At 46.6% G+C, this 23,263-nt stretch carries 27 protein-coding genes; 15 read left to right on the forward strand and 12 right to left on the reverse strand.

Annotation, left to right across the window (positions count from 1 at the left end; translation table 11 throughout):
• Positions 1-5 precede the first annotated feature (5 nt).
• Complete coding sequence (locus tag C2758_RS07575; RefSeq protein ID WP_215307100.1) at positions 6-248, forward strand: GIY-YIG nuclease family protein; 243 nt, start codon at positions 6-8, stop codon at positions 246-248.
• A 15-nt stretch (positions 249-263) separates the two neighbouring features.
• On the opposite strand, the gene C2758_RS07580 is transcribed toward C2758_RS07575, so the two are convergent.
• From C2758_RS07580 to C2758_RS07600, 5 genes are all read right to left on the reverse strand, one after another.
• On the reverse strand, positions 264-1,673 hold the full coding sequence (locus C2758_RS07580; protein WP_215327637.1) for an exonuclease domain-containing protein: 1,410 nt from the start codon (positions 1,671-1,673) through the stop codon (positions 264-266).
• Between the two features lie 14 nt (positions 1,674-1,687).
• Positions 1,688-2,161: a tetratricopeptide repeat protein gene (locus C2758_RS07585; protein ID WP_215327638.1), complete on the reverse strand. Its 474-nt coding sequence runs from the start codon at positions 2,159-2,161 to the stop codon at positions 1,688-1,690.
• On the reverse strand, positions 2,158-2,742 hold the full coding sequence (locus C2758_RS07590) for an Rrf2 family transcriptional regulator (RefSeq protein ID WP_215327639.1): 585 nt from the start codon (positions 2,740-2,742) through the stop codon (positions 2,158-2,160). Before C2758_RS07590 ends, C2758_RS07585 begins: the two co-directional genes overlap by 4 nt.
• Positions 2,743-2,841: 99 nt before the next feature.
• On the reverse strand, positions 2,842-3,255 hold the full coding sequence (locus C2758_RS07595; RefSeq protein WP_251369174.1) for a DUF2244 domain-containing protein: 414 nt from the start codon (positions 3,253-3,255) through the stop codon (positions 2,842-2,844).
• 41 nt (positions 3,256-3,296) lie between these two features.
• Positions 3,297-3,449: a hypothetical protein gene (locus C2758_RS07600; protein WP_215304710.1), complete on the reverse strand. Its 153-nt coding sequence runs from the start codon at positions 3,447-3,449 to the stop codon at positions 3,297-3,299.
• Between the two features lie 112 nt (positions 3,450-3,561).
• Between C2758_RS07600 and C2758_RS07605 the strand changes: the two genes are divergently transcribed.
• On the forward strand, positions 3,562-4,209 hold the full coding sequence (locus tag C2758_RS07605; RefSeq protein ID WP_215327641.1) for an LON peptidase substrate-binding domain-containing protein: 648 nt from the start codon (positions 3,562-3,564) through the stop codon (positions 4,207-4,209).
• Between the two features lie 4 nt (positions 4,210-4,213).
• Positions 4,214-5,083, forward strand: a complete 870-nt coding sequence (locus tag C2758_RS07610) for an oxygenase MpaB family protein (RefSeq protein ID WP_215327642.1) — start codon at positions 4,214-4,216, stop codon at positions 5,081-5,083.
• Here the strand turns inward: C2758_RS07610 and C2758_RS07615 are convergent.
• Positions 5,076-5,264 carry a hypothetical protein gene (locus C2758_RS07615; protein ID WP_215327643.1) on the reverse strand — a complete coding sequence of 63 codons (189 nt, stop codon included), beginning with the start codon at positions 5,262-5,264 and terminating at the stop codon, positions 5,076-5,078. The two genes, C2758_RS07610 and C2758_RS07615, sit on opposite strands and share 8 nt — an antisense overlap.
• A gap of 91 nt (positions 5,265-5,355) precedes the next feature.
• Between C2758_RS07615 and C2758_RS07620 the strand changes: the two genes are divergently transcribed.
• Entirely contained in the window at positions 5,356-5,979 is a 624-nt protein-coding gene (locus C2758_RS07620; RefSeq protein ID WP_215327644.1) for an alpha-ketoglutarate-dependent dioxygenase AlkB, read from the forward strand.
• The gene (locus C2758_RS07625) at positions 5,976-6,965 is read left to right on the forward strand and encodes an NAD(P)/FAD-dependent oxidoreductase (RefSeq protein WP_215327645.1); all 990 of its coding nucleotides are present in this window, start codon (positions 5,976-5,978) and stop codon (positions 6,963-6,965) included. Before C2758_RS07620 ends, C2758_RS07625 begins: the two co-directional genes overlap by 4 nt.
• 7 nt (positions 6,966-6,972) lie before the next feature.
• Here the strand turns inward: C2758_RS07625 and moaE are convergent, their stop codons facing one another.
• From moaE to C2758_RS07655, 6 genes are read right to left on the reverse strand one after another with little or no spacing between them, the layout of a single operon-like run.
• On the reverse strand, positions 6,973-7,431 hold the full coding sequence (gene moaE, locus C2758_RS07630; RefSeq protein WP_215327646.1) for a molybdopterin synthase catalytic subunit MoaE: 459 nt from the start codon (positions 7,429-7,431) through the stop codon (positions 6,973-6,975).
• A 1-nt stretch (position 7,432) separates the two neighbouring features.
• Positions 7,433-7,690 (reverse strand): molybdopterin converting factor subunit 1, encoded by a 258-nt coding sequence (moaD, locus tag C2758_RS07635; protein ID WP_215327647.1) that lies wholly within the window; start codon positions 7,688-7,690, stop codon positions 7,433-7,435.
• 18 nt (positions 7,691-7,708) lie between these two features.
• Positions 7,709-8,938, reverse strand: coding sequence for a gephyrin-like molybdotransferase Glp (gene glp, locus C2758_RS07640; protein ID WP_215330198.1), 1,230 nt, complete (start codon positions 8,936-8,938; stop codon positions 7,709-7,711).
• A 32-nt stretch (positions 8,939-8,970) separates the two neighbouring features.
• Entirely contained in the window at positions 8,971-10,413 is a 1,443-nt protein-coding gene (gene thrC / locus C2758_RS07645) for a threonine synthase (RefSeq protein ID WP_215327648.1), read from the reverse strand.
• A gap of 9 nt (positions 10,414-10,422) precedes the next feature.
• On the reverse strand, positions 10,423-11,733 hold the full coding sequence (locus C2758_RS07650) for a homoserine dehydrogenase (protein ID WP_215327649.1): 1,311 nt from the start codon (positions 11,731-11,733) through the stop codon (positions 10,423-10,425).
• The gene (locus tag C2758_RS07655; protein ID WP_215327650.1) at positions 11,730-12,998 is read right to left on the reverse strand and encodes a pyridoxal phosphate-dependent aminotransferase; all 1,269 of its coding nucleotides are present in this window, start codon (positions 12,996-12,998) and stop codon (positions 11,730-11,732) included. The genes C2758_RS07650 and C2758_RS07655 overlap by 4 nt, the downstream gene beginning before the upstream one ends.
• A 79-nt stretch (positions 12,999-13,077) precedes the next feature.
• Between C2758_RS07655 and C2758_RS07660 the strand changes: the two genes are divergently transcribed.
• The 10 genes from C2758_RS07660 to C2758_RS07705 all read left to right on the forward strand — a co-directional run bounded on the left by C2758_RS07660 (position 13,078) and on the right by C2758_RS07705 (position 23,181).
• Positions 13,078-13,455, forward strand: coding sequence for an Mth938-like domain-containing protein (locus C2758_RS07660; RefSeq protein ID WP_215327651.1), 378 nt, complete (start codon positions 13,078-13,080; stop codon positions 13,453-13,455).
• The gene (locus C2758_RS07665; protein ID WP_215327652.1) at positions 13,455-15,149 is read left to right on the forward strand and encodes a glycosyltransferase family 39 protein; all 1,695 of its coding nucleotides are present in this window, start codon (positions 13,455-13,457) and stop codon (positions 15,147-15,149) included. The genes C2758_RS07660 and C2758_RS07665 overlap by 1 nt, the downstream gene beginning before the upstream one ends.
• A 16-nt stretch (positions 15,150-15,165) precedes the next feature.
• A complete protein-coding gene (locus tag C2758_RS07670) occupies positions 15,166-16,338 on the forward strand; it encodes a DegT/DnrJ/EryC1/StrS aminotransferase family protein (RefSeq protein WP_215327653.1) in 1,173 nt (390 codons plus the stop codon).
• A 31-nt stretch (positions 16,339-16,369) separates the two neighbouring features.
• Positions 16,370-17,341 (forward strand): glycosyltransferase, encoded by a 972-nt coding sequence (locus C2758_RS07675; RefSeq protein ID WP_215327654.1) that lies wholly within the window; start codon positions 16,370-16,372, stop codon positions 17,339-17,341.
• Complete coding sequence (locus C2758_RS07680; protein ID WP_215327655.1) at positions 17,342-18,211, forward strand: formyltransferase; 870 nt, start codon at positions 17,342-17,344, stop codon at positions 18,209-18,211. It abuts the gene before it with no gap.
• Positions 18,212-18,256: 45 nt separating this feature from the next.
• The gene (locus C2758_RS07685) at positions 18,257-19,303 is read left to right on the forward strand and encodes a bifunctional UDP-4-keto-pentose/UDP-xylose synthase (RefSeq protein ID WP_215327656.1); all 1,047 of its coding nucleotides are present in this window, start codon (positions 18,257-18,259) and stop codon (positions 19,301-19,303) included.
• A 22-nt stretch (positions 19,304-19,325) separates the two neighbouring features.
• Positions 19,326-20,243, forward strand: a complete 918-nt coding sequence (locus C2758_RS07690) for a polysaccharide deacetylase family protein (protein ID WP_215327657.1) — start codon at positions 19,326-19,328, stop codon at positions 20,241-20,243.
• Between the two features lie 48 nt (positions 20,244-20,291).
• Positions 20,292-20,759, forward strand: coding sequence for a peroxiredoxin (locus C2758_RS07695; RefSeq protein ID WP_215327658.1), 468 nt, complete (start codon positions 20,292-20,294; stop codon positions 20,757-20,759).
• A 234-nt stretch (positions 20,760-20,993) separates the two neighbouring features.
• On the forward strand, positions 20,994-22,670 hold the full coding sequence (locus C2758_RS07700) for a PhoH family protein (protein ID WP_215327659.1): 1,677 nt from the start codon (positions 20,994-20,996) through the stop codon (positions 22,668-22,670).
• Entirely contained in the window at positions 22,651-23,181 is a 531-nt protein-coding gene (locus C2758_RS07705; protein ID WP_215327660.1) for a C40 family peptidase, read from the forward strand. Before C2758_RS07700 ends, C2758_RS07705 begins: the two co-directional genes overlap by 20 nt.
• Positions 23,182-23,263 lie beyond the last annotated feature (82 nt).

Below are 23,263 nucleotides of genomic sequence, written 5' to 3' on the forward strand. Positions count from 1 at the left end.
CTATTTTGACCTGGCTTGTTTACCTCTTAGAATGCTCTGATGGCAGCTATTACGCTGGCATTACCAACCGCCTAGAACATCGTTTAGCAGCCCATAATTCAGGGGAAGGAGCTCGTTATACAAGGGCTCGCAGACCAGTCGTCCTTTTAGCAAGCCAAGAGCACCCGGATCGATCTGAGGCGTCTAAAGCTGAGGCTAGATTGAAGAAGCTAGCAAGATCAGAAAAGCTGGGATTTTTTAAAGCCTAGGCTTTTAGTGGCCATTTAGGCAGTATCTTTGATTGCCAAAGGGATCACCTGACTCTTAAAGCTTCCAGCCAGCGCCTTTTTCAAGATCTTATAAATATCCAGATCAAACTCAGCTTCTCCTGAGTCAGCCAACTCATAAAGCTCTTCTTCGTTAATCGCCGTACCTAAATAACGCCAACGATCCACTACGTGCATGTGGCCCGCCTCTTTTACTGCCACCGGCCCAGGATATGGCCAGACTTGCACCTGAAATAATTCCAGAGCAGTTTTGAGTTGAAGATTATGCAAGTCGATAGGAGAACCACCAATACAGGCACCACCGCATTGCTTTACTTGATAACCAAAGCATGCCTTGCCTTCAATCCGTTTTTCCAGACCGAGCAGCGCCTCACAGAGACGATATTTTTTCGCAATTGCTTTGAGATAAGCATTAGCCTCTCGCTTGCTATAAAACAAGCCAAACAAGTTTTCTTGAATGCCAGGATCTAATTCGCGATGACCTACTAGATGCGGAGTGAGTACACCATCCTCAGCAAGCTCCAATTTCCAGGCACAGAGATCCTTTGAGCGGCGCAATTTAATATTCATGCTGGGCATGCGCTCTTTAATGAGTCGGGATTCTAAAATTAATGCGCCCAACTCTCCGCTAGTCTCAATCCAATCGATATCCCTGACTTGCATCGAGAGCTTCATTTCCTTACGCTGAGTGAGCGCCCCTTGAAAATGACCCATCACCCTACTGCGTAGAGAAATACTTTTGCCGATATACAGTGGGATTTGATTCTCACCATAAAAAATATAGCAACCCGGCTTTTCCGGAATCGAATCTATCAGTGCTTTATCAATATTGGGCGGCAAACTTGGATTGCCAATCAGTTGATTGACCGCCTTGAGAAGCGCTTCACGCCCCAGCTTTTCTTCACAAACGCGCCAAAACTGAAGCAACAAATCAGCGTCACCCAATGCACGGTGCCGTGCGCTAATTTTAAGGCGATGGGCACTAATGATGGTGTCAAGATTGTGCCTTGCCTGATCGGGAAAGAGTAAACGGGAGAGCTTTACGGTACAAAGAACTTTAGGCTTAAAGTCGATACCCACCCGCTTAAACGATGCCTTCAAAAATCCATAATCAAAACGGGCATTGTGGGCTACAAAAATCTTACCCTCGAGCTCACCAGCGATCTCAGTCGCCAAGCCCTCAAAGGCGGGCTGCTGACGAACCATCTCAGGTCTAATGCCCGTCAAACTTTGGATATTCTGCGGAATAAATGTCTGGGGATTAATCAGGCTTTCCCAAATCTCTATCTGATCATGAATCAGCGATTTGATGCCAACTTCCGTAATACGATCGCGCTCGAAATTTGAGCCCGTAGTCTCAATATCAACAAATGCTAATGGAGGATACTCATAAGCACTTGATGACATGAGGGAATGAGGAATTACTTTTTACCTTGATACTTAGCAATACTCTCTTTGAGGTCACTGTACTCTTCGCAACCAAAGCGGCAGGCCTTATCAAGTCTTGCCAACATCGCCTCTGCTCCAGGCAAGTCTTTCTTCATCAAAAGCAGCTCGCCGTAGTACTCCAAAGCTGATCTATGGCTTGGATCGATCTTCAATGCTGCCTGGTAATACTTTTCAGATGCAGCCAAATCTGGCGGCTGCTTTTTACGCAAGCTATATCCCATCAGGTTATTCCAGTCTGCAGAGTTAACTTCATTTGCAGACTGCAATTGCTTTAATGCTTGCTCATAATTATTGGATTTGATGCTAGCGCGTGTATCCGTTAGCCAAACTGGGTCAGCTTTTGTTGGGGCGCTATCAGCAGCCAAGGAAACTACCCATGGTGCTGATGCCAACAAGATAGATGCCAATAGTTTGCTAGCGAAATTCGATCCCAATAACTGCCTCATAAAGATCCTTGTTGTTGCCCTGCTTTGTGAAGGTAGTCACCAAAACTAAAAATGGAGTTTGGCCCCAGAGGTACATCCTCCACCTTCTTAAATGGTGCCTTGATTACTCTCTGTACTTCACCTTTGGAGGGCTTCTCAACTCTGAAATCGGGGTAAACAAAAGCCTGACGCTCGGGAGCGGTTTTAGCTTCGCTAAATCGCGGCACATAATCCTTGATGGCATCAGAGAGGTTCACATTAGCCATGCAGCTGAGCATGTAAGCCTCCAAAGACTGATATAGCTCACTGGCAATATCGCAGGCCTCAACTTTGCGCTTTTTAATGTAATTCATCGCTAGGACCACATCTTTGATAGTGATCATGCGGGGATCCTGCAACAGCGTGTAACCCCCGTTGCGGCCCTTAGTACCCTTCACGATTCCCGCTGCGCGCAATGCGCTCAGTAAGAGCTCTATTCTGCTCACCGACAATTTTTGGCGCTGAGCCAGCTCTAAGCCAGTAACCGGCTGAACGCCATTGGAGTGGGATGCAATATCAACCAAGGTATTGAGAGCGGCTTTTACTGCTGTATTAACGTTCATGGGGGATTTAGCAAATATGTTGAATTAGATAAAGTATCGAGTTGAATCCATATTTCTGCAGAGTGCCAATCTTTAACCCTTTTGAACTTATGGTTGTAGTCAACCTAGGTAAGGTCGTAGCTCAGCGATCAGACCTTGAAATTGCTCACGCCTCAGAAACTGGCCAACCTCAACCCGCTGATCCGTCTGCTCAATAAAAAATACCTTTTGTTGCCCCTCTGGGTGCGAGAGTCTGACCCAGTGTGTATTAAATTCAGTTACTGACTCTTTGTAGGCAATGAATTTCCTGACCAACAAACGGGTACCGCTGATTTCTATTTCCTCAAAATCTAAGGCATGCCGACAGTAAACCAAAAAACCGACGGTAACCGCAGTCAACTCTATTGTAGTGAAGATGAGAATAACTTTTACGCCAACCAATAAAAAACCAGTGGCTACAGTTAAGGAAAGGCAAACTAGAGCGATATAGAACTTGAGCAATTGACTGGGAGTCAATGCACAATTTCGCCTCATCTTCCAGATTTTCATTATCGAATAGGGGTAAGGCTTGCTGACTAGTGCTTAGTAGATTGCGCTTGTTTAGCCTTTTCCAGCTGATCCGCACTGCGCTGCTGAAAATCAACCATGGAGTGGTAACCCATTTGGTAGCAAGGACAATGCTTACCCAAAATCCAGCGTGCGAGCTTAACCCGTAATTTTTGAATCATGTTTACTCTCCTGTGAATACCACCTATTTTGGCCGAAATTCAGGTTTACTGCTGAACACGGCGCCATTTTGACTACTCAGCAAACTAAACATAAATCCTTTAAATTAAGCGCATGACAACATCCTCTTTGACGGCCCGCTGGATCCCACTTTTCCCCTTGGGCACTACTCTCTTTCCAGGCGGAGTAATTGCTCTCAAAATCTTTGAAGCGCGCTACCTAGATATGATGAAGCGTTGCCTACGTGAAGATACGCCTTTTGGGGTTATCAGCATTCTCGATAACAAGCCAATTGAATCGAATGCCGACGCAGTGGCCAACTTTTCAAATATTGGCACACTGGCGAAATTAGAAGAGTTTGATGCGATTCAGCCTGCGCTTTACATGACTAAGTCCTATGGAACGCAACGTTTTAAAGTTCTAAATATCAAACAAGAGACTGATGGCCTCTGGATGGGTCAAGTTGAGCTGATCGATGCCGACCCAGAGATACCACTAGCAAAAGAACATGAAAAGGTAGCCACGCTTTTGAATGAGATTATTTCTGTCATCAAAAGGGAGGATTTGCTGGGTGAAGATGCGTTCAAAATGCCGATGAACCAGGATGATTGTGGCTGGGTATCCAACCGATTGGCTGAGCTCTTACCACTCCCCCCGGCTCAGAAGAACCACTTACTCGCTCAAAGCAATCCCAGAATCCGACTCGATTTAATTTCCGAAATCATTGAGGATGATGGTTTAAGCAATATCGTGATTCATTAAGCAAATGATTGAGGAGCTCATTCGTCGGTCAATTCGAGAAATGGTGGGCGGTGGCGGTCCACCTGTCGCATTTCTGGAACCCGCTGGTGATAGAGGTTTGTTTGGCCCGGAGTCTATCGCATGGAAGGTGCATGCGGATTTCATTTCTATGATGATCGGTGGCATTAGCTCGCTAGTACTGCAAGCTCTTCACCCAAAAGCGCTCGCTGGCGTGTGGGATCATTCCAGCTTTAGACAAGACTTGAAAGGCAGGCTAGGAAGAACGGCGTTCTTCATTGCCGCAACTACCTATGGCTCGCAGGACATGGCGGATAAGGCTATCAATCGCGTTAATCAAATTCATCAAAAGGTCACTGGGTTTGATGAATTCAATCAACCCTATAGGGCGGATGATCCCGAACTACTCGCATGGGTTCACTTAACAGAAACTCGCAGTTTTATGTGCTCCTACGAGCCATACCGCAGTGAAGCTTTGAGCACAAAGCAAAAAGATCAGTACTTTACAGAAATGAAAATGCTCGGGGAAAGATTGGGAGCGATCGATCTACCAGACACCTATGCTGGTACGGAACAAGTCATCAGACAATATATCCCCCAACTTCACTATGGGGAAAGGGCTAAAAGCATCATTGGAATGCTGGATAACTTTCCCAGTAACCTCAGCGCTAAACCTTTCGTAAGAATGATCAGTCGGGCTGGCTTTCTGAATTTGCCCGATTGGGCATATCCGATTATTCAACGACCTCTGCCAAGCCGACTAGAGCGCATGGCAGTGCAATCAGCTATTCGAGTAATGGCAATTCCTGTAAGGGAGGCGCTAAAAGATGGTGTAGCGGCTCACTCGCTCCGTAGAGTTTACGGATCAACTAAATAAGCGGGTCCTGGGATTCAGGTTTAGAACCTGTAGACTCAGAATCGGTGGGCTGGCTTTTTGCTGCCATCAGCGGTGGCGCACTCATTTTCTCGCCATCCCATACTTGGCCACACCAGCATTCTCCTGCTTCATTAATAATGCAAACCCCTGAGCCGCAGCAACGTTTATCGGGTGCTTTCATAATCAACCTCTTAGTCCTGAACAATTCATAATGCAGTCTATTCTAGGGTTTTTATTGAAATAACGTGCAACCCTAGCTTTATAAGTAAAAAATGCAAAGTCCCTTATTCGACCCCCCAGAATCGCCTGACCCAATCTGCCTATTGGAAAGGGATGGTCGAGCTGAATACTTCAGTCATTTTTACAAAGCAGATGAATCTGATCATTTTTTTGAAAGCCTGCTGCACTCCCTTATTTGGAAAACAGATCAGATCAATATGTTTGGTAAGTTAGTAACAACCGCGAGAAAAGTTGCCTGGGTGGGGGATCCCGAATGCCGTTATACCTACTCGGGTATCGAAAAAATTCCTCAGGCCTGGACGGAAGAGTTACTTCAAATCAAGCATCAACTTGAAGCCGTGACCGGCTTTAGCTATAACTCTTGCTTACTCAATCTGTATCACAATGGCAATGAAGGTATGGGCTGGCATAGTGATAATGAAAAAGAGTTGGATGGCACAAGCCCTATCGCATCAATCAGCCTGGGGGCTCGACGTAAATTTGCATTTCGTCACAAGCAGGATAAAACGACAGTACCCGTCTTTCTTGAGCACGGTAGCCTTCTCATCATGCACGCCCCTGTTCAAGATTACTGGCATCACAGTCTTCTCAAAACTAAGGCAGTCACGAATCCTCGAATTAATCTCACCTTTCGAAAAATACTTCCTAGAATATGAGCAGCAGTAAAGCAATTAATCAGGTAGCGGTCATTGGAGCAGGAATTGCAGGCCTTGCTTGTGCAAGAGAGCTTCAGTCGCACGGTATATCCATAGATGTTTTTGAAAAGAGTCGTGGTCCTAGCGGGCGCATGAGTACGCGGCGCACACAAGAATGGTCTGCCGATCATGGCGCACAGTACTTTACTGCTAGAGATCCTCGTTTTATTGAGGAGGTACAAAGTTGGATGCAGGCCGGCACAGCTGCGATCTGGAAGCCCAAACTCAGAGTTTACGAAGCCAAGGCATGGCGTGTAAGTCACTCACAAGATATTCGCTATGTTGGCACTCCTTATATGAATTCACCAGGTAAGCATCTTGCTAAGGATCTCTCCATTCAATATGAAAGAACCATTTCCCAGCTGGAACGAATGGATGGCAAATGGCATCTGCAATGCAGTGAAGCAAATGAAATTACCACGCTCTACGATTATGTTGTGTTGGCTATACCCGCTCCTCAGGCAAGCGCCCTACTTAAGCATCTGAATAGTGAAGCCGCTGATATCGCTGACTCAGCACAGATGAAGGCATGCTGGACCATGATGGCAAATTTTCCGCATCAGCTCAATGTAGATTTTGATGCCGCTTTCATTAATGAGGAAATCATTAGCTGGATTTGTCAAAATGAATCAAAGCCAATGCGTCAGGGAAGTACGTGGACGATCCATGGCAAACCTGACTGGAGCCAGGAAAATGTTGAGTTAAGTAAAGAGGATGCTCAAGACCAAATGCTGCAGTGCCTGACAGCACATGGTTTTAACTGCGAGGATGCTGAAATCAGCATGCACCGCTGGCGCTATGCCAGTGGGGGTCTAGAAAATAGCATTGGATTTTTATCACTGCCTAATGTTGGCTTAGGGCTTTGTGGAGACTGGCTCAATGGCGGCAGAGTCGAGGGCGCCTGGCTCAGCGGCTTTAATCTAGCTTTAGCACTCAAGCAGATATAAAACTAAATTAATTCCAGCGTGCCATTGCAGTATCGTCAGTCACGCGAGCGTCCACCCATTTGCTACCTTCGGGCGTTTCTTCTTTTTTCCAAAATGGTGCCGCTGTTTTTAGATAGTCCATGATGAACTCACAAGCAGCAAATGCTTCACCTCTATGGGCACTGGTAACTGCCACTAGAACAATTTGATCCTCAGGTAACAGTGGTCCTACTCGATGAATCACTAGGGTCTTATAAAGATCCCAGCGGCTTCTCGCTTGTATGATGATTTCTTCTAGGGATTTTTCTGTCATGCCAGGATAGTGCTCCAGAGTCATACCCTGAACTTGACTACCGTCATTCATATCTCGGACTGTGCCTAGAAAAGTCACCACTGCACCCACTCGAGGGTCATTCTTACGCAGAGCCTTCACCTCGGTTGTTAGATCGAAGTCAGCCTCTTGAATGCGGATGAAATCATTCTGCATCTTAGCCGCCAGTAACCGGAGGAAAGAAAGCCACCTCGGCCCCCTCAACTAGAGGAGTGGAGTCATTTACCATCTCTTGATTTAAGGCGCAACGAATCACTTTGCCGCTTGCCAATACTTCAGCCCAAGGATTACCTCGCTGAACAAGGTGGCCTCTTAAGTCGGCAATGGTTTTTACTTCTGATGGAGCATTAATACTCTCGCCAGAAAGTCCAAGACCCTCCCTTAAAGAAGCAAAGAATCGTAATTCGAGTTTCATAACAGAATCGTAATACGACTAGGAAAGAAGTGCACTAAATGGAATGTACTTCACCATATCGCCAGCTTTTAATGCTTGGCCCGGCGGACAATCTACTAAGCCATCCCCCCAAGAGGCGCTAGTAAGTACCCCAGAGCTTTGATTGGAGAATAGATCCAATCCACCCTGCGTATTGATCTTGACCCTCAGAAACTCGTTACGACGATCGGCCTTAAGCCAATCAAAGTCAGCGCGCATAGGGTAAGACTGCGGCAAGCCTGCATCTCGCCCTTGTAACTTAAGAATAAATGGGCGAACAAATAATAGGAAAGTCACAAAACTCGATACTGGGTTGCCAGGTAAACCAATAAACCAGGTTTCCGCATTACCTTTTGAACTATCTGATTTGCGCACAGCGCCAAAAGCTAATGGCTTGCCAGGCTTCATCGCAATCTGCCAAAGGTCTAATCTACCTTCAGCAGTTACTGCGGGTTTAATGTGGTCTTCCTCGCCAACGGAGACGCCGCCTGATGTAATGATTAAGTCATGGTCTTTGCTAGCCTTACGAAGAGTTTCCTTCGTGGCCTCAAGACTATCAGGAACAATTCCAAAGTCTGTGGCATCGCAGCCTAAAGATTTAATGCACGCTAATAGTGTGTCGCGATTAGAGTTATAGATGCCACCCGGCTTGAGTGGCTCACCTGGCAGGGACAACTCATCACCAGTGAAAAATGCAGCAACTCTCACTTTACGCTTTACAGTCAAATGCGTTAAGCCAGCAGAGGCTGCAACTCCAAGCTCCTGAGGTCGGAGATAAGTGCCTGCCGTAAGCGCTACTTTGCCAGCAGTCAGATCTTCACCTCTGCGACGAATCCATTGACCTGATGTTGGTGCGATATTGACTTGGACTTGCTTACTTGCCCCCTCTGAAATAGAGCAATCCTCTTGCATGACAACGGCATCAGCGCCTGGAGGGACTGGGGCACCAGTAAAGATTCTGGCAGCAGTGCCTGGCTCAAGCTGAGTTCCCATGGATCCCGCCGGAATGCGTTGTGCAATTGTGAGTGTTTGACCTGGAGAGCTGGTATCCGCTGTGCGCACTGCATAACCATCCATTGAGGTGTTATCGAGTGGAGGTACATCTACGAGACTCTTAACATTCTCTGCAAGTACACGGCCTAGAGCAACTTGCATCGCAAGTGTTTCAGTTTCGTGCACGGGTATTGCGTGAGAAAGTAAGTGATCTAAAGCCTGCTGAGCAGTCAACATCGGAGGCTTAGTCATGGCAATTGATTTCTGATTTAGTTGGTGTGGGCAGTAATGAAGTTTTTGACTTGATCGACATCGGCATCGATATTTTCAACGCGCTGTGGCTTTGACTTGATGTCTTTAAATGCTGGTGGGCATTCTGCTGGACGCCCCAATGCTATTTCAATCGTTTCTTCAAACTTAATAGGCAAAGCAGTTTCCAACACAATCATTGGAATGCCTGCCTGCAAGTGTTCGCGTGCAACCTTCACACCATCTGCTGTATGTGTATCAATCATCACGCCATACTGCGCATCAACATTACGAATCGTTTCTAGGCGATTGTCATGGTTACTGCGGCCAGATTGAAATCCGTACTGCGCAAGGTCTTTAAAGACAGCGTCTTTAGAAATATCAAAGCCACCAGCTTGATCAACTTGTTTGAACATAGCTGCAGTAGCTTTGCCGTCCTTGCCCATGAAATCAAATACAAAGCGCTCAAAGTTGCTCGCCTTAGAAATATCCATAGACGGACTAGAGGTATGCAGAGTTTCAGCAGACTTACGTGCCCGATAGACGCCGGTGCGGAAGAACTCGTCGAGAACATCATTCTCATTCGTGGCAGCAATCAAATGCGCAATTGGCAAACCCATCATGCGGGCAATATGGCCAGCACAGATATTGCCAAAGTTGCCGGAGGGCACAGTGAATGACACTTTTTCATCGCTAGATTTTGTAGCCAGCAAATAACCCTGGAAGTAATAGACCACCTGAGCAACAACACGACCCCAGTTGATGGAGTTGACGGTACCAATTTGGTGATTCGCTTTAAACCTATGGTCGTTACTCACCGCTTTAACAATATCTTGGCAATCGTCAAACACACCAGCAACTGCTAAGTTAAAGATATTAGGATCTTGCAGAGAATACATTTGGGCAGACTGGAACGAGCTCATCTTGCCGCGTGGTGAAAGCATAAATACCTTTACACCTTCTTTGCCACGCATTGCGTATTCAGCAGCACTTCCAGTATCTCCGGATGTCGCGCCCAAAATATTGAGTTTTTGACCATTCTTTTTTAAGGCGTATTCAAAGAGATTGCCTAGGAACTGCATCGCCATATCTTTAAATGCCAATGTGGGTCCATTAGACAAACTAAGCAAACCAATACGTGTGCCTTGCTCTTCACCCAACCAATGCAATGGCGTGATGTCTTTAGCGTTATCTTCCTTGCGGCCATTGCAGTAGACCTGCTCCGTGTAAGTCTTACGCAATAGAGTACGCAGATCTACCTCAGGAATGTCGTCGCAATAAAGACTTAAGACCTCATAAGCGAGATCGGCATAGGGCAGGCCACGCCAAGCGTCTAACTGCGCTTTAGTGACTTGCGGGTACTCTGTCGGCAGATATAAGCCGCCGTCTGGCGCTAATCCGCCAAGCAGAATTTCTAAAAAGGATTGCTGTGGGCTATTACCCCGGGTGGATTGGTAACGCATGTATTTGTATTAGGACAGATTTTCTAAGCGGATCTTCACTACTTCACCAGCAACAGTTTTCAGATTCTGAATTTCCCCAATTGCTGCGAGCATATGCTTTTCTTTGGTCTCATGGGTGAGCGCGACCAAGTCGGTTTGACTTTCGCCTTCGTCAGCTTCTTTTTGCAAGAGAGCATCGATCGAGATGCTGTGAGCTGCCAAGATCTTAGTAATATCTGCTAACACTCCAGCTTGATCCGCTACGCGCAAACGTAAGTAGTAACTGGTGGTAATTTCACCCATGGGTAATACAGTGATGTCACGCACTGCATCTGGCTGAAACGCTAAGTAAGGAACCCGGCTCTCTGGGCTTGCACCCAATAAACGTGTGATGTCTACTAAGTCTGCAATCACAGCAGAGGCAGTTGGCTCTGAGCCTGCCCCTTTACCGTAGTACAGCGTAGTACCTACAGCATCACCAAATACCTGAACGGCATTCATGGCGCCTTCCACGTTTGCAATTAAACGCTTAGTCGGAATCAAGGTTGGGTGCACACGCAACTCAACGCCAGTACTTGTCTTCTTAGCAATACCGAGCAACTTGATGCGATAACCCAACTGCTCGGCATATTTAATGTCGATAGCATCTAACTTAGTAATGCCTTCAATGTGCGCCTTGTCAAACTGCATTGGAATACCAAATGCAATTGCGCTCATGATGGTTGCTTTATGGGCGGCATCTACACCTTCAATATCAAATGTCGGATCTGCCTCTGCATAGCCCAAACGCTGGGCTTCTTTCAAGACCGTCGCAAAGTCTAAGCCTTTGTCGCGCATCTCAGAAAGAATAAAATTGGTTGTGCCGTTGATGATGCCAGCGATCCATTCGATGCGGTTTGCAGTTAAACCTTCACGCAGCGCTTTAATAATTGGAATGCCGCCAGCAACAGCCGCTTCAAAGGCGACCATCACACCCTTTTCGTGGGCAGCTTTAAAAATCTCATTGCCATGCACCGCGATCAAAGCCTTATTGGCTGTAACTACATGTTTACCAGCAGCAATGGCCTCGAGCACTAAATCTTTAGCAATGCCGTAACCACCGATCAATTCAACAACGATATCAATCTCAGGGTTGTTAATCACAGCACGTGCATCACTCACAACTTGTGCACGGTCTTTTACTAGCTCTTTAGCACGCTCTACATTGAGATCGGCAACCGTATTAATACGAATACCGCGACCAGCACGACGGGTAATTTCATCTTGGTTGCGTTCGAGAACAGTAAATACACCACCACCTACAGTGCCAATACCTAATAGACCAACTTGAATCGGTTTCATGATGCCTTTGCTGCTATTGAATTAGTCGAATTATTTACTTTACGACTATGTTTTTGACGATAACGCTCTAGGAAGCGTGCAAGACGACCAATAGCCTCTTTCAGCACATCTTCATGAGGTAGGAACACTACGCGGAAGTGATCTGACTTGATCCAATTAAAACCAGAGCCTTGTACCAACAATACTTTTTCTTCCTTGAGAAGGTCGGCAACAAATTGCTGATCATCTTCAATCGGGTACATCTCGGAATCGAGTTTTGGAAATAAGTACAAAGCAGATTTTGGCTTCACGCAAGTCACACCTGGGATTTCAGTAATGAGTTTCCAGGCGAGGTCGCGCTGTTTCGCCAAGCGGCCACCTTCAGCCACCAGGTCATTAATACTTTGATAGCCGCCCAGAGCTGTCTGAATAGCATACTGGCCTGGCACGTTGGCGCACAGGCGCATTGAGGACAACATATTGAGACCCTCGATGTAATCGCGAATCATCTCTTTATCCCCAGAAACTACCATCCAGCCAGCACGGTAGCCGCAAGAGCGATAGTTTTTGGATAAACCATTGAAGGTGATAGTAACTACATCAGTTGACAGGGATGCCAAAGAGACATGCTTCTCTTGGTCGTATAGCATCTTGTCGTAAATCTCGTCAGCGAACAAAATTAAGTCATGCTCACGCGCAATTGAAGTTAACTCTGTCAACACTTCTTTGGAATAAATAGCGCCTGTTGGATTATTCGGGTTGATTACTACAATCGCTTTAGTGCGCGGTGTAATCTTTTTACGCAGATCGGCCAAATCTGGCGCCCACTCTTTAGACTCATCACACAAGTAATGAATTGGGGTGCCGCCAGATAGACTCACTGCAGCAGTCCATAAGGGGTAATCTGGGGCTGGTACCAATACTTCATCACCGTTGTTAAGCAATGCATTCATTGCAAGAACAATTAATTCAGAAACCCCATTACCGGTATAGATGTCATCCAAACTAACTCCCTGGATACCCTTTTCCTGGCAATATTGCATGATGGCTTTACGAGCGGCAAAAATTCCTTTGGAATCGGAGTACGCTGAGGCATTACCCAAATTACGGATCATGTCCAACTGAATCTCTTCTGGAGGATCAAAGCCAAAAACACCCACATTGCCGATGTTGAGTTTGATGATTTTGTGGCCCTCTTCCTCCATGCGCTGCGCGAGTTCCAGCACGGGTCCACGAATGTCATAACAGACGTGATTGAGTTTTTCGGACTTTAGGATCGGTTTCACAATAAATTAAAGGATAAGTTCTTGAAATCTAGGAAAAAACAGCTAGCTATAATCATCACAATTATGACAGAGAGTCCATGTGAAGCTTCAATCTGACCCCCATTCCGGAGCCAATACAATCACCGGTTACGGCGATGGCTACATCGAGATCAATAAGATCCCTTACAGTCACGCGGTTTTACTGAGTTCTGACGGTGAAATCTTGGAATGGGCAATCAAGTCCTTTGAAGAGCTGAGTTCATCAGATTTCGCTCAAATGGCTTCCCTTAAGCCTGAATTAATCATTATTGGCACCGGCAAACGCCAGCGCTTCCCAAAGCCTGAGTTACTAAAGACCCTTATAGAGGCCAAGATCGGCTTTGAAGTAATGGATTCTCAGGCGGCTTGTCGCACCTACAACATTCTTGTGGGCGAGGGCCGTCAAGTCCTGCTCGCCCTGATTGTGGAAGCCGTCTAATGCAGTTTGGCCAAATTCGGCAGTCAAGCGCCCTCAACCCAGCAACTATTTTGGTTCTGGTCTTGATCTATGCCTTGCTTTGGTTTGGCACCTTAAATTACCGTCACCTCATTCCATCAGATGAGGGACGTTATGCCGAGATTGCCCGTGAAATGCTCGTCACCGGAGATTGGGTAACCCCACGCTACAACGGTTATAAGTATTTTGAAAAACCCCCTTTACAAATTTGGGCTACCGCTACGGCCTTTAGTCTTTTTGGCATTGGTGATTGGCAAGCGCGCTTATGGACTGCGCTTACTGGATTTCTAACAATCGTATTTATTGGATTCACTGGTGCACGCATCTACAGCCCGCGAGCAGGCTGCTTAGCTGCCATCGCTTTAGCCTCGAGCCCAATGTGGGTGATTGGTGGACACATCAACTCACTCGACATGGGATTGTCGGCATTTTTGGTTGCAGCACTATGTAGTCTTTTGTTGGCACAAACCTCTCGTAACTCGAGTGATACCAGAGGGTGGATGTGGGCCTGCTGGGCCTTCATGGCCTTAGCGACCCTATCCAAAGGTGTTATTGGGCTTGCGATCCCCGGCATGGTATTTGCTGTTTATTCGATTACTGCGTGGGACTGGAAAATCTGGAAACGACTGCACATCATTAGCGGCACAATTTTATTTTTAGCGATCACTGCGCCATGGTTTGTCCTGGTGGCCCAACGCAATCCTGAGTTTCTGGAGTTCTTTTTTATTCATGAACACCTACAACGATTTACGCAAACAGCCCATAGCCGCACTGGTCCGATTTATTACTTCATACCACTTTTACTAATTGGCTTTTTGCCATGGATTGCGCAAACTCCTGAAGCGCTTGCTCAGGCCTGGCGAGAGCGTAATCGAGAGTTCTCTAGCGGATGGTTACTTACCTGTTGGTTTGCAGTCATCATGGGATTTTTTAGCGTATCCCAATCGAAATTACCCGGATACATCATCCCCGTCTTTCCAGCGCTAGCATTGCTTGTTGGTCACCGCTTAGATCGCAATCTGGGTTTAAGCAACTCACTCGCATTGCCTTGGAAATTACAAGCGCTCTTTTTTGCAATCTTGGGTGGTATTGGCTTTTTCTTTTTAGGCGAAGTCGACAAACAAGCCAGGCCTGATGAAATCGAGTCTTATGCGCAATACCTCTATTGGATAATTGCCGCGCTGATTGCCCTAATTACATTTAGCCTCCTGACGCTCCTGCAAAGCAAACGTAATGGCCTAAGTAGCATTACCAGCTTTGCTTGCGGCTTTTTTCTCTGCGCGATCATTGCCGGAACGGGCCATGAAACTCTGGGACGTGCTGTATCAGGTATTGATCTAGTCGAGAAAGTGAAACTAGGCATTCCGGAAAAAGTGAACTTTTATTCCGTCAGAATTCTAGATCACACAGTGCCGTTCTATCTCGGCAGAACTATGACAATGGTGGAATTTTTAGATGAGTTGAAGTTTGGCGCCCAGCAAGAACCTGAGTTGTGGCTACCTACCTTAGATGCGTTTATCGAACGCTGGAAAGAAGATCAAACTGCTTATGCCTTGATGGTTCCAGAGCAATACATCGAGCTGCAGAAACTCAATGTCCCCATGCAAGAAGTGGGCAGAGATTCTCGGCGCGTGATAGTTAAACACCCAGATTCACAAAGTAGCTCCGCCCAATAAGTTTTTAAGGTTCGCCATGTCAACTACTGAAAACACCCCTCCCTTCATTCCTTTTACGCGCCCACACTTCAATCAAGAAACAATTGATGCGGTTGCCGAGGTTTTGCGTTCTGGTTGGGTTACCTCAGGTCCCAAGTTAGCTGAGTTCGAGGCCACCTTGAGTGACTATTTTGGCGGTCGCCCTGTACGTTGCTTTGCTAACGGCACAGCCACAATGAAAATAGCCCTGCAGGTTGCTGATATTGGTCCTGGCGATGAAGTCATCACTACACCGATTTCTTGGGTGGCCACTTCGAATGTGATTCTGAGTGTGGGTGCAACACCCGTATTTGTAGATATTGACCCCATTACACGTAACATTGATTTAAACCAAATAGCTGCAGCCATTACGCCAAAGACTCGAGCCATCATGCCAGTCTATTTAGCTGGGCTACCTGTAAATATGGATCAACTATATGGCTTGGCTAAGCAATACAAGCTACGTGTGATTGAAGATGCAGCGCAAGCATTTGGGTCGCAGTGGAAAGGTCAAAAGATTGGGAGTATTGGTGACCTTGTGAGTTTTAGTTTTCAGGCAAACAAAAACTTATCCACTGTTGAAGGCGGCTGTCTTGTTTTTAACAATACTGATGAAGCAAAGCTCGCAGAGAAGTTTCGCCTTCAAGGTCTCACACGCCAAGGCATGGATGGAATGGATGTGGATGTACTGGGTGGCAAAGATAATTTGACTGATGTGAATGCAGTCATTGGTCTGCATCAACTCAAGCAGTTGCCAGCGTTTCAGGCGCGCAGAGGTGCTTTGGCCAGAATGTACTTTGATGCGATTCGAAGTGAAATGAAATCTCACGGCTTAGAAAATCTCAATCTAGAACTGCCCGTGGAGAACTTCACCGACAGTAACTGGCACATGTTTCAAGTTGTGCTGCCGCTTGAGCAATTAAATGTGGATCGCGCGCAGGTGATGTCTGAACTCAAAGATCTGGGTATTGGTACTGGCGTTCACTACCCTTTGATTACTGGATTTACGCTTTATCAAAAGCTGGGGTATCAAGTAGAAGCGACTCCCGTGGCAAGGCGTATTGGCCGCTCTATTTTGACTCTCCCCCTTTTTCCAGGCATGGCAGATGAAGATATTGGCCGTATAGCCAAGGGTTTGACTGGAATTCTGAAGAAACATCGTAAAAACTAGGGCAGAGAACGGAATCAGGCAAAATTGCAGCATGACTGCAAATTTAGCTACCCAAGCCTGCAATCCAACGCTCAGCATTGTCATTCCCGTTTATAACGAGGAAGACGGCCTGCAAGCCCTCTTTGATCGCCTTTATCCTGCGCTAGATGTCATGGCCAGTAAGCGCAACATTGCTTATGAAGTGGTGTTTGTGAATGATGGCAGCAAGGATCGATCCGCCGGCATCTTGGCAAAGCAAGTTGAACTGCGCCCTGATGTCACACGTGCGGTGTTATTTCATAGCAACTTTGGTCAGCATATGGCGATCATGGCTGGCTTTGAATACTCCCGCGGCGAATACATCATCACCCTCGATGCTGACTTGCAGAATCCCCCGGAAGAAATCGATGCATTGGTAAATGAATTACTAAAAGGTCATGACTACGTTGGCACTATTCGCGCCAATCGTCGCGATAGCTTCTTCAGAAAATTTGCTTCACGTGCAATGAATCATTTGCGCCAAAAAATTACTCGTATTACGATGACTGATCAAGGATGCATGCTGCGTGGCTATAGCCGACGTATTGTTGATCTCGTACGTCAGTGCGATGAAAGCAACACCTTTATTCCGGCACTGGCTTATACATTCGCATCCAACCCAACTGAAATTACCGTCAAACATGAAGAGCGTTTTGCTGGTGAGTCAAAATACAGCCTCTATCAACTCATTCGCTTGAACTTTGACTTAGTGACCGGCTTTTCCGTCATGCCTTTGCAGATTTTCTCGATCCTGGGCATGTTGCTGGCAATGGCTGCGGGCAGTCTGTTTATCTACCTTCTGGTTCGCCGCTTTGTGCTCGGCGCTGAGGTTGAAGGGGTGTTCACCCTCTTCGCTCTCACCTTCTTCCTGATTGGCGTGATGCTATTTGGTCTTGGTCTACTCGGTGAGTACATCGGCCGCATCTACCAACAAGTTCGCGAGCGTCCACGCTATGTTGTGCAAACTGTCTTAGAGAAAAAATAATTGCACGCAGTCGTCTTTGCTTATCATGATGTTGGCGTTAACTGCCTTAAGGCATTACTGGGTGCAGGCATTCAGATTGATCTAGTAGTTACCCATCAAGATGATCCCAATGAGAATATTTGGTTCGGGAGCGTTTCGAAACTGTGTGAGGATCAACAGATTCCTTACATCACTCCAAATGCGAATCAGCTGATGGAGCTCATACCGCAACTTCAAAAACTAACACCTGATTACCTTTTTTCCTTTTACTACCGCCACATGATTCCGGCAGAACTCTTGGCCTGCGCCAAGATTGGTGCCTTGAATATGCACGGCTCATTGCTGCCAAAGTTCCGTGGGCGGGCACCTGTTAATTGGGCTATCTTGCAGGGTGCAACAGAAACAGGCGCAACATTGCACATGATGGAAGTTAAGCCGGATGCGGGTGACATTGTGGGACAGTCAGCCGTTTCGATTGGACCCAACGAAACTGCCACCGATGTCTTTGGCAAAGTCAGCCGGGCAGCCATCACGGTAATCAACCAGGCTCTACCCGAGCTTATTCAAGGCCGCATCCCTAGAAAACCCAATAATCTGGCTCAGGGAAGCTATTTTGGGGGCCGCAAGCCTGCCGATGGACAAATTCTGTGGCATCAGACTGCTCAGCAGGTTCATAACCTCGTCAGAGCCGTTGCACCCCCTTATCCAGGCGCTTTTACAGACTGGCAAGGTCAGCGCAGAATTGTGGCTCGGACCAGCCTAGAAGGCCCATTTCCGAGAGAGCTAGATCTTCAGGCTCCCGGCATCCAAGTGGTTGATAATCAGGTATTCGGCGTTTGTGGTGACCAAAAAGCGGTAGCGATACTGGACTGGTTCCCAGCAAATAGCTAACAAATTACAAGTAGCACTCTTTAGATTAAAAACGAGGCAGTAAAGATGAAAAAAGTACTCATTCTTGGCGTAAATGGCTTTATTGGCCATCACCTTTCAAAGCGCATCCTAGAGACAACTGATTGGCATGTCTATGGCATGGATATGCAAAATGATCGTCTTGGTGATTTAGTGAGTCATCCTCGCATGCATTTTTTTGAAGGTGACATCACCATTAATAAAGAATGGGTTGAATACCATATCCGTAAATGTGATGTCATCCTACCCTTAGTAGCGATTGCGACGCCAGCAACATATGTTCAGCAGCCATTAAAAGTATTTGAGCTCGACTTCGAAGCTAACTTACCAATCGTGCGCTCAGCAGTTAAATACAAAAAGCATTTGGTCTTCCCATCCACATCCGAGGTTTATGGCATGTGTGAAGATAGTGAGTTTGATCCGGCCAAATCCAATATGGTTTACGGCCCAATCAACAAGCCACGCTGGATCTATGCCTGCTCTAAACAATTGATGGATCGCGTAATCTGGGGTTATGGCATGGAAGGTTTGCGCTTCACCCTCTTTCGTCCATTTAACTGGATTGGCCCTGGACTTGATAGTATCTACACACCAAAAGAAGGCTCTTCCCGTGTAGTTACTCAGTTCTTAGGTCATATCGTTCGCGGCGAACCCATCAACGTAGTTGATGGTGGCGCGCAAAAACGTGCCTTTACTTATATTGATGATGGTATCGACGCCTTGATGCGCATCATCGACAATAAAGATGGCATTGCTGACGGCAAGATCTACAACATTGGTAATCCAAAGAATAATCACTCTATTCGTGAGCTCGCCAATCAGATGCTGGATATCGCCCGTAGCATTCCAGAATATGCAAAGATGGCGAATGAAGTAAAGATTGTAGAAACTACTTCTGGCGCTTACTACGGCGAAGGCTATCAGGATGTTCAGAACCGTGTACCTGCAATTGATAACACGATGACTGAATTAGGCTGGAAGCCGACTATTAATATGAGTGATGCGCTGAAGAATATTTTCGAAGCCTATCGCCATGATGTAGAAAACGCACGTCATTTAGTTGACAAAGAATAAGCGAAAGTACATTTAGAGCTTCATGGCCAAGATTGCACTCAAGGTAGATGTTGATACTCTGCGCGGGACCAAAGAAGGCGTCCCCAACCTAGCGCGTACGCTTGAGCGCTTTGGCCTGAAAGCCACCTTCCTATTTAGCCTAGGCCCTGACCACACTGGCTGGGCACTCAAGCGGGTCTTTAGGCCAGGCTTTCTTAAGAAAGTGAGTCGCACCTCCGTTGTTGAACACTACGGAATTAAGACTTTGCTCTACGGTGTTCTTCTTCCTGGTCCGGATATTGGCAAACAAGCTGCCGCTGAAATGCGCGCCATAGATGCGGCTGGTCATGAGACTGGCATTCACACTTGGGATCACGTAGCTTGGCAAGATGCTGTGCGTCATCGCGATGCCCAATGGACTAAAGCACAGATGCAAAAAAGCTGGGATCGTTTTGTAGAGATCTTTGGTCACTCACCAGTCACTTATGGCGCTGCTGGCTGGCAAATGAATGAGGCAGCCTTTGAGCAACTTGACCAATGGGGTATTCAATATTCTTCCGATGGCAGGGCTGAACCTAACTTGATGCCTTATCGTTTTGACTTGCCTTCTGGCAAAGCAAAACATGTTCAATATCCAACTACCTTACCAACTTTTGATGAGCTGATTGGAATTGATGATGCCGATGAATTTGCTGCTGTAAAGAAGCTCCTAGAGATCACCCAAAGCAATCCAAATGACCAGGTATTTACTCTGCATGCAGAGCTAGAAGGTCAAAAGCTTTTACCCGCCTTTGAGCAATTGCTAATTGGGTGGCTAAACCAAGGTCACGACCTAGTTACTATGGGGGAGCTGCATCAATCCTGGGCAGCCACCAAGCAACTGGATAAAATAGCTGTACAGCCAGTCTCCTGGGGGGAAATCCCCAACCGAAGTGGCGAACTCATTTTGCAAGCAGTTTAAGTAGCGTCAGAATACGTAATACATCAAGTTCAATAAGAGAGTCCTATCATGACAGTAGAAATTGGTAAATCAATGCCCCAATGTGCAATCCCGGCAACATCAGGATTGACCTTTACCCCAGACTCAGCCAAAGGCAAAAAATTGGTTGTCTACTTTTATCCAAAAGATATGACTCCGGGTTGCACCGCCGAGTCTGGTGAGTTTCGGGACAACATTGATGCCTTCACCAAAGCCAATACTTTGATCGTTGGTGTATCTCGAGATAGCCTCAAATCTCACGATAATTTCCGAAGCAAACTAGAGCTGCCATTCGAACTCGTTGCCGACACCGAAGAAACCCTATGTCAGCTTTTTGGCGTCATGAAAATGAAGAACATGTATGGCAAGCAAGTTCGTGGCGTCGAACGCAGCACCTTCCTGTTTGACTCTTCGGGCAAGCTAGTTAAAGAGTGGCGTGGCCTTAAGATTCCCGGACATGTGACAGAGGTATTACAAGCAGCTCAAGCAACCAAATAATTTTTAAATTAATTTAATCTGGGGCACTTGCAAAGCCGTAAATTTGGGGTAAAGTAGCTCTTATGCACCGTAAACGACGGGAAAGTCTCACAATCCGTTTGACTCATCAGCCTGAATACTTAAGAGCAGGCTTGGTAAACAACCCCCGCTGTTTTACAGTTTGCTTTACACCCAGTTTCGTTATGAGCCGTCAATGCAACCCGCTTGACGGTTTTTTCTTTTAGGAGAGTCTGCATGCCATTGCCCCCAATCCCAACTCAAATTGCTGGCCAAGTAAAAGTTAATAGTAAGGACACCCCGGATTTAAAGAAACGTCCTGCGCCAGCAAAAACTGTTGTGATGGAAAGCCATGCGCCAGATTGGGCAGCAGATGTAGAGGAAGATCTTTCTGATGCTGAAGTAGTGCTCGAGAAAATCAAAAGTGATCACACTCCAGTAGTTGTGCGTAGTGGGCGTAGTGATAACAAGATAGCGAATGTTCCCGAAAAACCAAAGCGCATTAATCGTACGGGTCCTCCGAGTCTATTCGTCTTAGATACCAATGTATTGATGCATGATCCAAGCTCTCTGTTTCGCTTCTCCGAGCATGATCTCTTCTTGCCGATGACTACTCTTGAGGAGCTGGATAACCATAAGAAGGGCATGACGGAGGTTGCTCGTAACGCCCGTACAGTAAGCCGCTCCTTAGATCAATTAGTAGCCGGTACCAGCGGCACATTAGACGATGGTATTCCCCTTAGTAAGCTTGGCAATCAAGACGTATCTGGTCGACTTTTTTTCCAGACAAAGCTCACTACCCAAGCACTACCAGAGGGCTTGCCTGAAGGTAAGGGCGATAACCTCATCTTGGCAGTAGTAAGCGAGCTACAAAAGACACGTAAAGGTCAGGAAGTTGTTCTGGTATCTAAAGATATCAATATGCGCATTAAGGCGCGCGCTCTGGGTTTGCCTGCTGAAGATTACTTCAACGACCAGGTCTTAGAAGATCGCGACTTAATGTATTCCGGAGTCATGGCATTACCAGCAGACTTTTGGCCAAAGCATGGCAAAGACATGGAGAGCTGGGCTGACGGTAAATCTGGAACAATGTTTTATCGCGTAACCGGCCCTTCAGTTCTCGGCATGTTAGTAAATCAGTTTGTCTATCAAGAAAACCCCGATGGCTCAACACCCTTCTACGCACAAGTCAAAGAGATCAACGGCAAGACCGCCCTCCTACAAACCCTGAGAGACTTCTCTCATCAGAAAAATAATGTATGGAGTGTGACCGCACGCAATCGCGAGCAGAACTTTGCCATGAATCTGCTCATGAATCCTGACGTAGATTTTGTAACATTATTAGGTCAAGCGGGTACCGGTAAAACCTTGCTGGCCTTAGCTGCCGGCCTGGAGCAAGTGCTAGATAGTAAGCGCTATAACGAGATCATCATCACCCGAGCTACTGTTCCTGTAGGTGAAGATATTGGCTTTTTACCGGGTACTGAAGAAGAGAAGATGCAGCCTTGGATGGGTGCATTTGACGACAACCTTGAGGTGCTACAACGTAACGAAGACGGCAGCGCTGGTGAATGGGGTCGTGCTGCCACACAAGAATTGATTCGTTCACGCATTAAAGTAAAGAGTATGAACTTCATGCGCGGCAGAACTTTTGTCAGCAAGTTTGTGATTATTGATGAAGCGCAGAATTTAACTCCAAAGCAAATGAAAACCTTGGTGACTCGTGCAGGCCCAGGAACCAAGATTATTTGTTTAGGTAATATTGCTCAGATCGACACACCTTACTTAACTGAAGGCTCTTCAGGCCTAACTTATGTGGTGGATCGCTTCAAAGGCTGGCGTCATGGTGGACATGTGACCCTGGCTCGCGGTGAGCGCTCCCGTCTTGCGGATCATGCTGCTGACGCACTCTAATCAAACTCTCTCATGCCGCACTCTGATAGGGTGCGGCATTTTTATTTGCACCCTAGCAATACTGTCGGGTTGCAGCAGTTTTGGCTCAAAGAATAATGCGGCTAAAGTTACCCAATTCAAACAAGATACTAGCGTGGGTACTGAAGATATCTCGATTGCCGCAATAGGTTTGGTGGGCGTACCCTATCGCTATGGTGGCAATAATCCCAACGGGGGGTTTGATTGCAGTGGCTTAATTGCTTATGTCTACAACAAGTCTGCGAACATCAAGCTACCAAGGACTGTTCAGGAGATGAGCAATCGAGGTCAAAGTGTAGATAATGGCCCACCTGCACCTGGCGACCTGGTGTTCTTCAATACTACTGGCACAAAGTACTCGCATGCAGGCATTTATGTCGGTCAAGGCAGATTTGTGCATGCCCCAAGCGCTGGTGGAACTGTACGCTTAGAGTACATTACTGCTCCCTATTGGGCAGCAAGGTTTACTGAGGCTAGAAGATTAACACCTTAATCATTAGCCTTGCAGCTGATAGCATCACACCGTATTCCCAAAATCCTAAATATTGTTTACATTAGCAAGCAGAACAATTGGT

Source organism: Polynucleobacter sp. AP-Sving-400A-A2 (genome assembly GCF_018688155.1).
In the GTDB taxonomy this organism is placed as follows: Bacteria; Pseudomonadota; Gammaproteobacteria; order Burkholderiales; family Burkholderiaceae; genus Polynucleobacter.

What these genes read in the sequence shown, in the direction of transcription:
- C2758_RS07580 (WP_215327637.1), bottom strand. Translation starts at nt 1,673, where the DNA reads ATGTCATCAAGTGCTTATGAGTATCCTCCATTAGCATTTGTTGATATT.
- C2758_RS07585 (WP_215327638.1), bottom strand. Translation starts at nt 2,161, where the DNA reads ATGAGGCAGTTATTGGGATCGAATTTCGCTAGCAAACTATTGGCATCT.
- C2758_RS07590 (WP_215327639.1), bottom strand. Translation starts at nt 2,742, where the DNA reads ATGAACGTTAATACAGCAGTAAAAGCCGCTCTCAATACCTTGGTTGAT.
- C2758_RS07595 (WP_251369174.1), bottom strand. Translation starts at nt 3,255, where the DNA reads ATGAGGCGAAATTGTGCATTGACTCCCAGTCAATTGCTCAAGTTCTAT.
- C2758_RS07600 (WP_215304710.1), bottom strand. Translation starts at nt 3,449, where the DNA reads ATGATTCAAAAATTACGGGTTAAGCTCGCACGCTGGATTTTGGGTAAG.
- C2758_RS07605 (WP_215327641.1), top strand. Translation starts at nt 3,562, where the DNA reads ATGACAACATCCTCTTTGACGGCCCGCTGGATCCCACTTTTCCCCTTG.
- C2758_RS07610 (WP_215327642.1), top strand. Translation starts at nt 4,214, where the DNA reads ATGATTGAGGAGCTCATTCGTCGGTCAATTCGAGAAATGGTGGGCGGT.
- C2758_RS07615 (WP_215327643.1), bottom strand. Translation starts at nt 5,264, where the DNA reads ATGAAAGCACCCGATAAACGTTGCTGCGGCTCAGGGGTTTGCATTATT.
- C2758_RS07620 (WP_215327644.1), top strand. Translation starts at nt 5,356, where the DNA reads ATGCAAAGTCCCTTATTCGACCCCCCAGAATCGCCTGACCCAATCTGC.
- C2758_RS07625 (WP_215327645.1), top strand. Translation starts at nt 5,976, where the DNA reads ATGAGCAGCAGTAAAGCAATTAATCAGGTAGCGGTCATTGGAGCAGGA.
- moaE (WP_215327646.1), bottom strand. Translation starts at nt 7,431, where the DNA reads ATGCAGAATGATTTCATCCGCATTCAAGAGGCTGACTTCGATCTAACA.
- moaD (WP_215327647.1), bottom strand. Translation starts at nt 7,690, where the DNA reads ATGAAACTCGAATTACGATTCTTTGCTTCTTTAAGGGAGGGTCTTGGA.
- glp (WP_215330198.1), bottom strand. Translation starts at nt 8,938, where the DNA reads ATGTTGACTGCTCAGCAGGCTTTAGATCACTTACTTTCTCACGCAATA.
- thrC (WP_215327648.1), bottom strand. Translation starts at nt 10,413, where the DNA reads ATGCGTTACCAATCCACCCGGGGTAATAGCCCACAGCAATCCTTTTTA.
- C2758_RS07650 (WP_215327649.1), bottom strand. Translation starts at nt 11,733, where the DNA reads ATGAAACCGATTCAAGTTGGTCTATTAGGTATTGGCACTGTAGGTGGT.
- C2758_RS07665 (WP_215327652.1), top strand. Translation starts at nt 13,455, where the DNA reads ATGCAGTTTGGCCAAATTCGGCAGTCAAGCGCCCTCAACCCAGCAACT.
- C2758_RS07670 (WP_215327653.1), top strand. Translation starts at nt 15,166, where the DNA reads ATGTCAACTACTGAAAACACCCCTCCCTTCATTCCTTTTACGCGCCCA.
- C2758_RS07675 (WP_215327654.1), top strand. Translation starts at nt 16,370, where the DNA reads ATGACTGCAAATTTAGCTACCCAAGCCTGCAATCCAACGCTCAGCATT.
- C2758_RS07685 (WP_215327656.1), top strand. Translation starts at nt 18,257, where the DNA reads ATGAAAAAAGTACTCATTCTTGGCGTAAATGGCTTTATTGGCCATCAC.
- C2758_RS07690 (WP_215327657.1), top strand. Translation starts at nt 19,326, where the DNA reads ATGGCCAAGATTGCACTCAAGGTAGATGTTGATACTCTGCGCGGGACC.
- C2758_RS07695 (WP_215327658.1), top strand. Translation starts at nt 20,292, where the DNA reads ATGACAGTAGAAATTGGTAAATCAATGCCCCAATGTGCAATCCCGGCA.
- C2758_RS07700 (WP_215327659.1), top strand. Translation starts at nt 20,994, where the DNA reads ATGCCATTGCCCCCAATCCCAACTCAAATTGCTGGCCAAGTAAAAGTT.
- C2758_RS07705 (WP_215327660.1), top strand. Translation starts at nt 22,651, where the DNA reads ATGCTGCTGACGCACTCTAATCAAACTCTCTCATGCCGCACTCTGATA.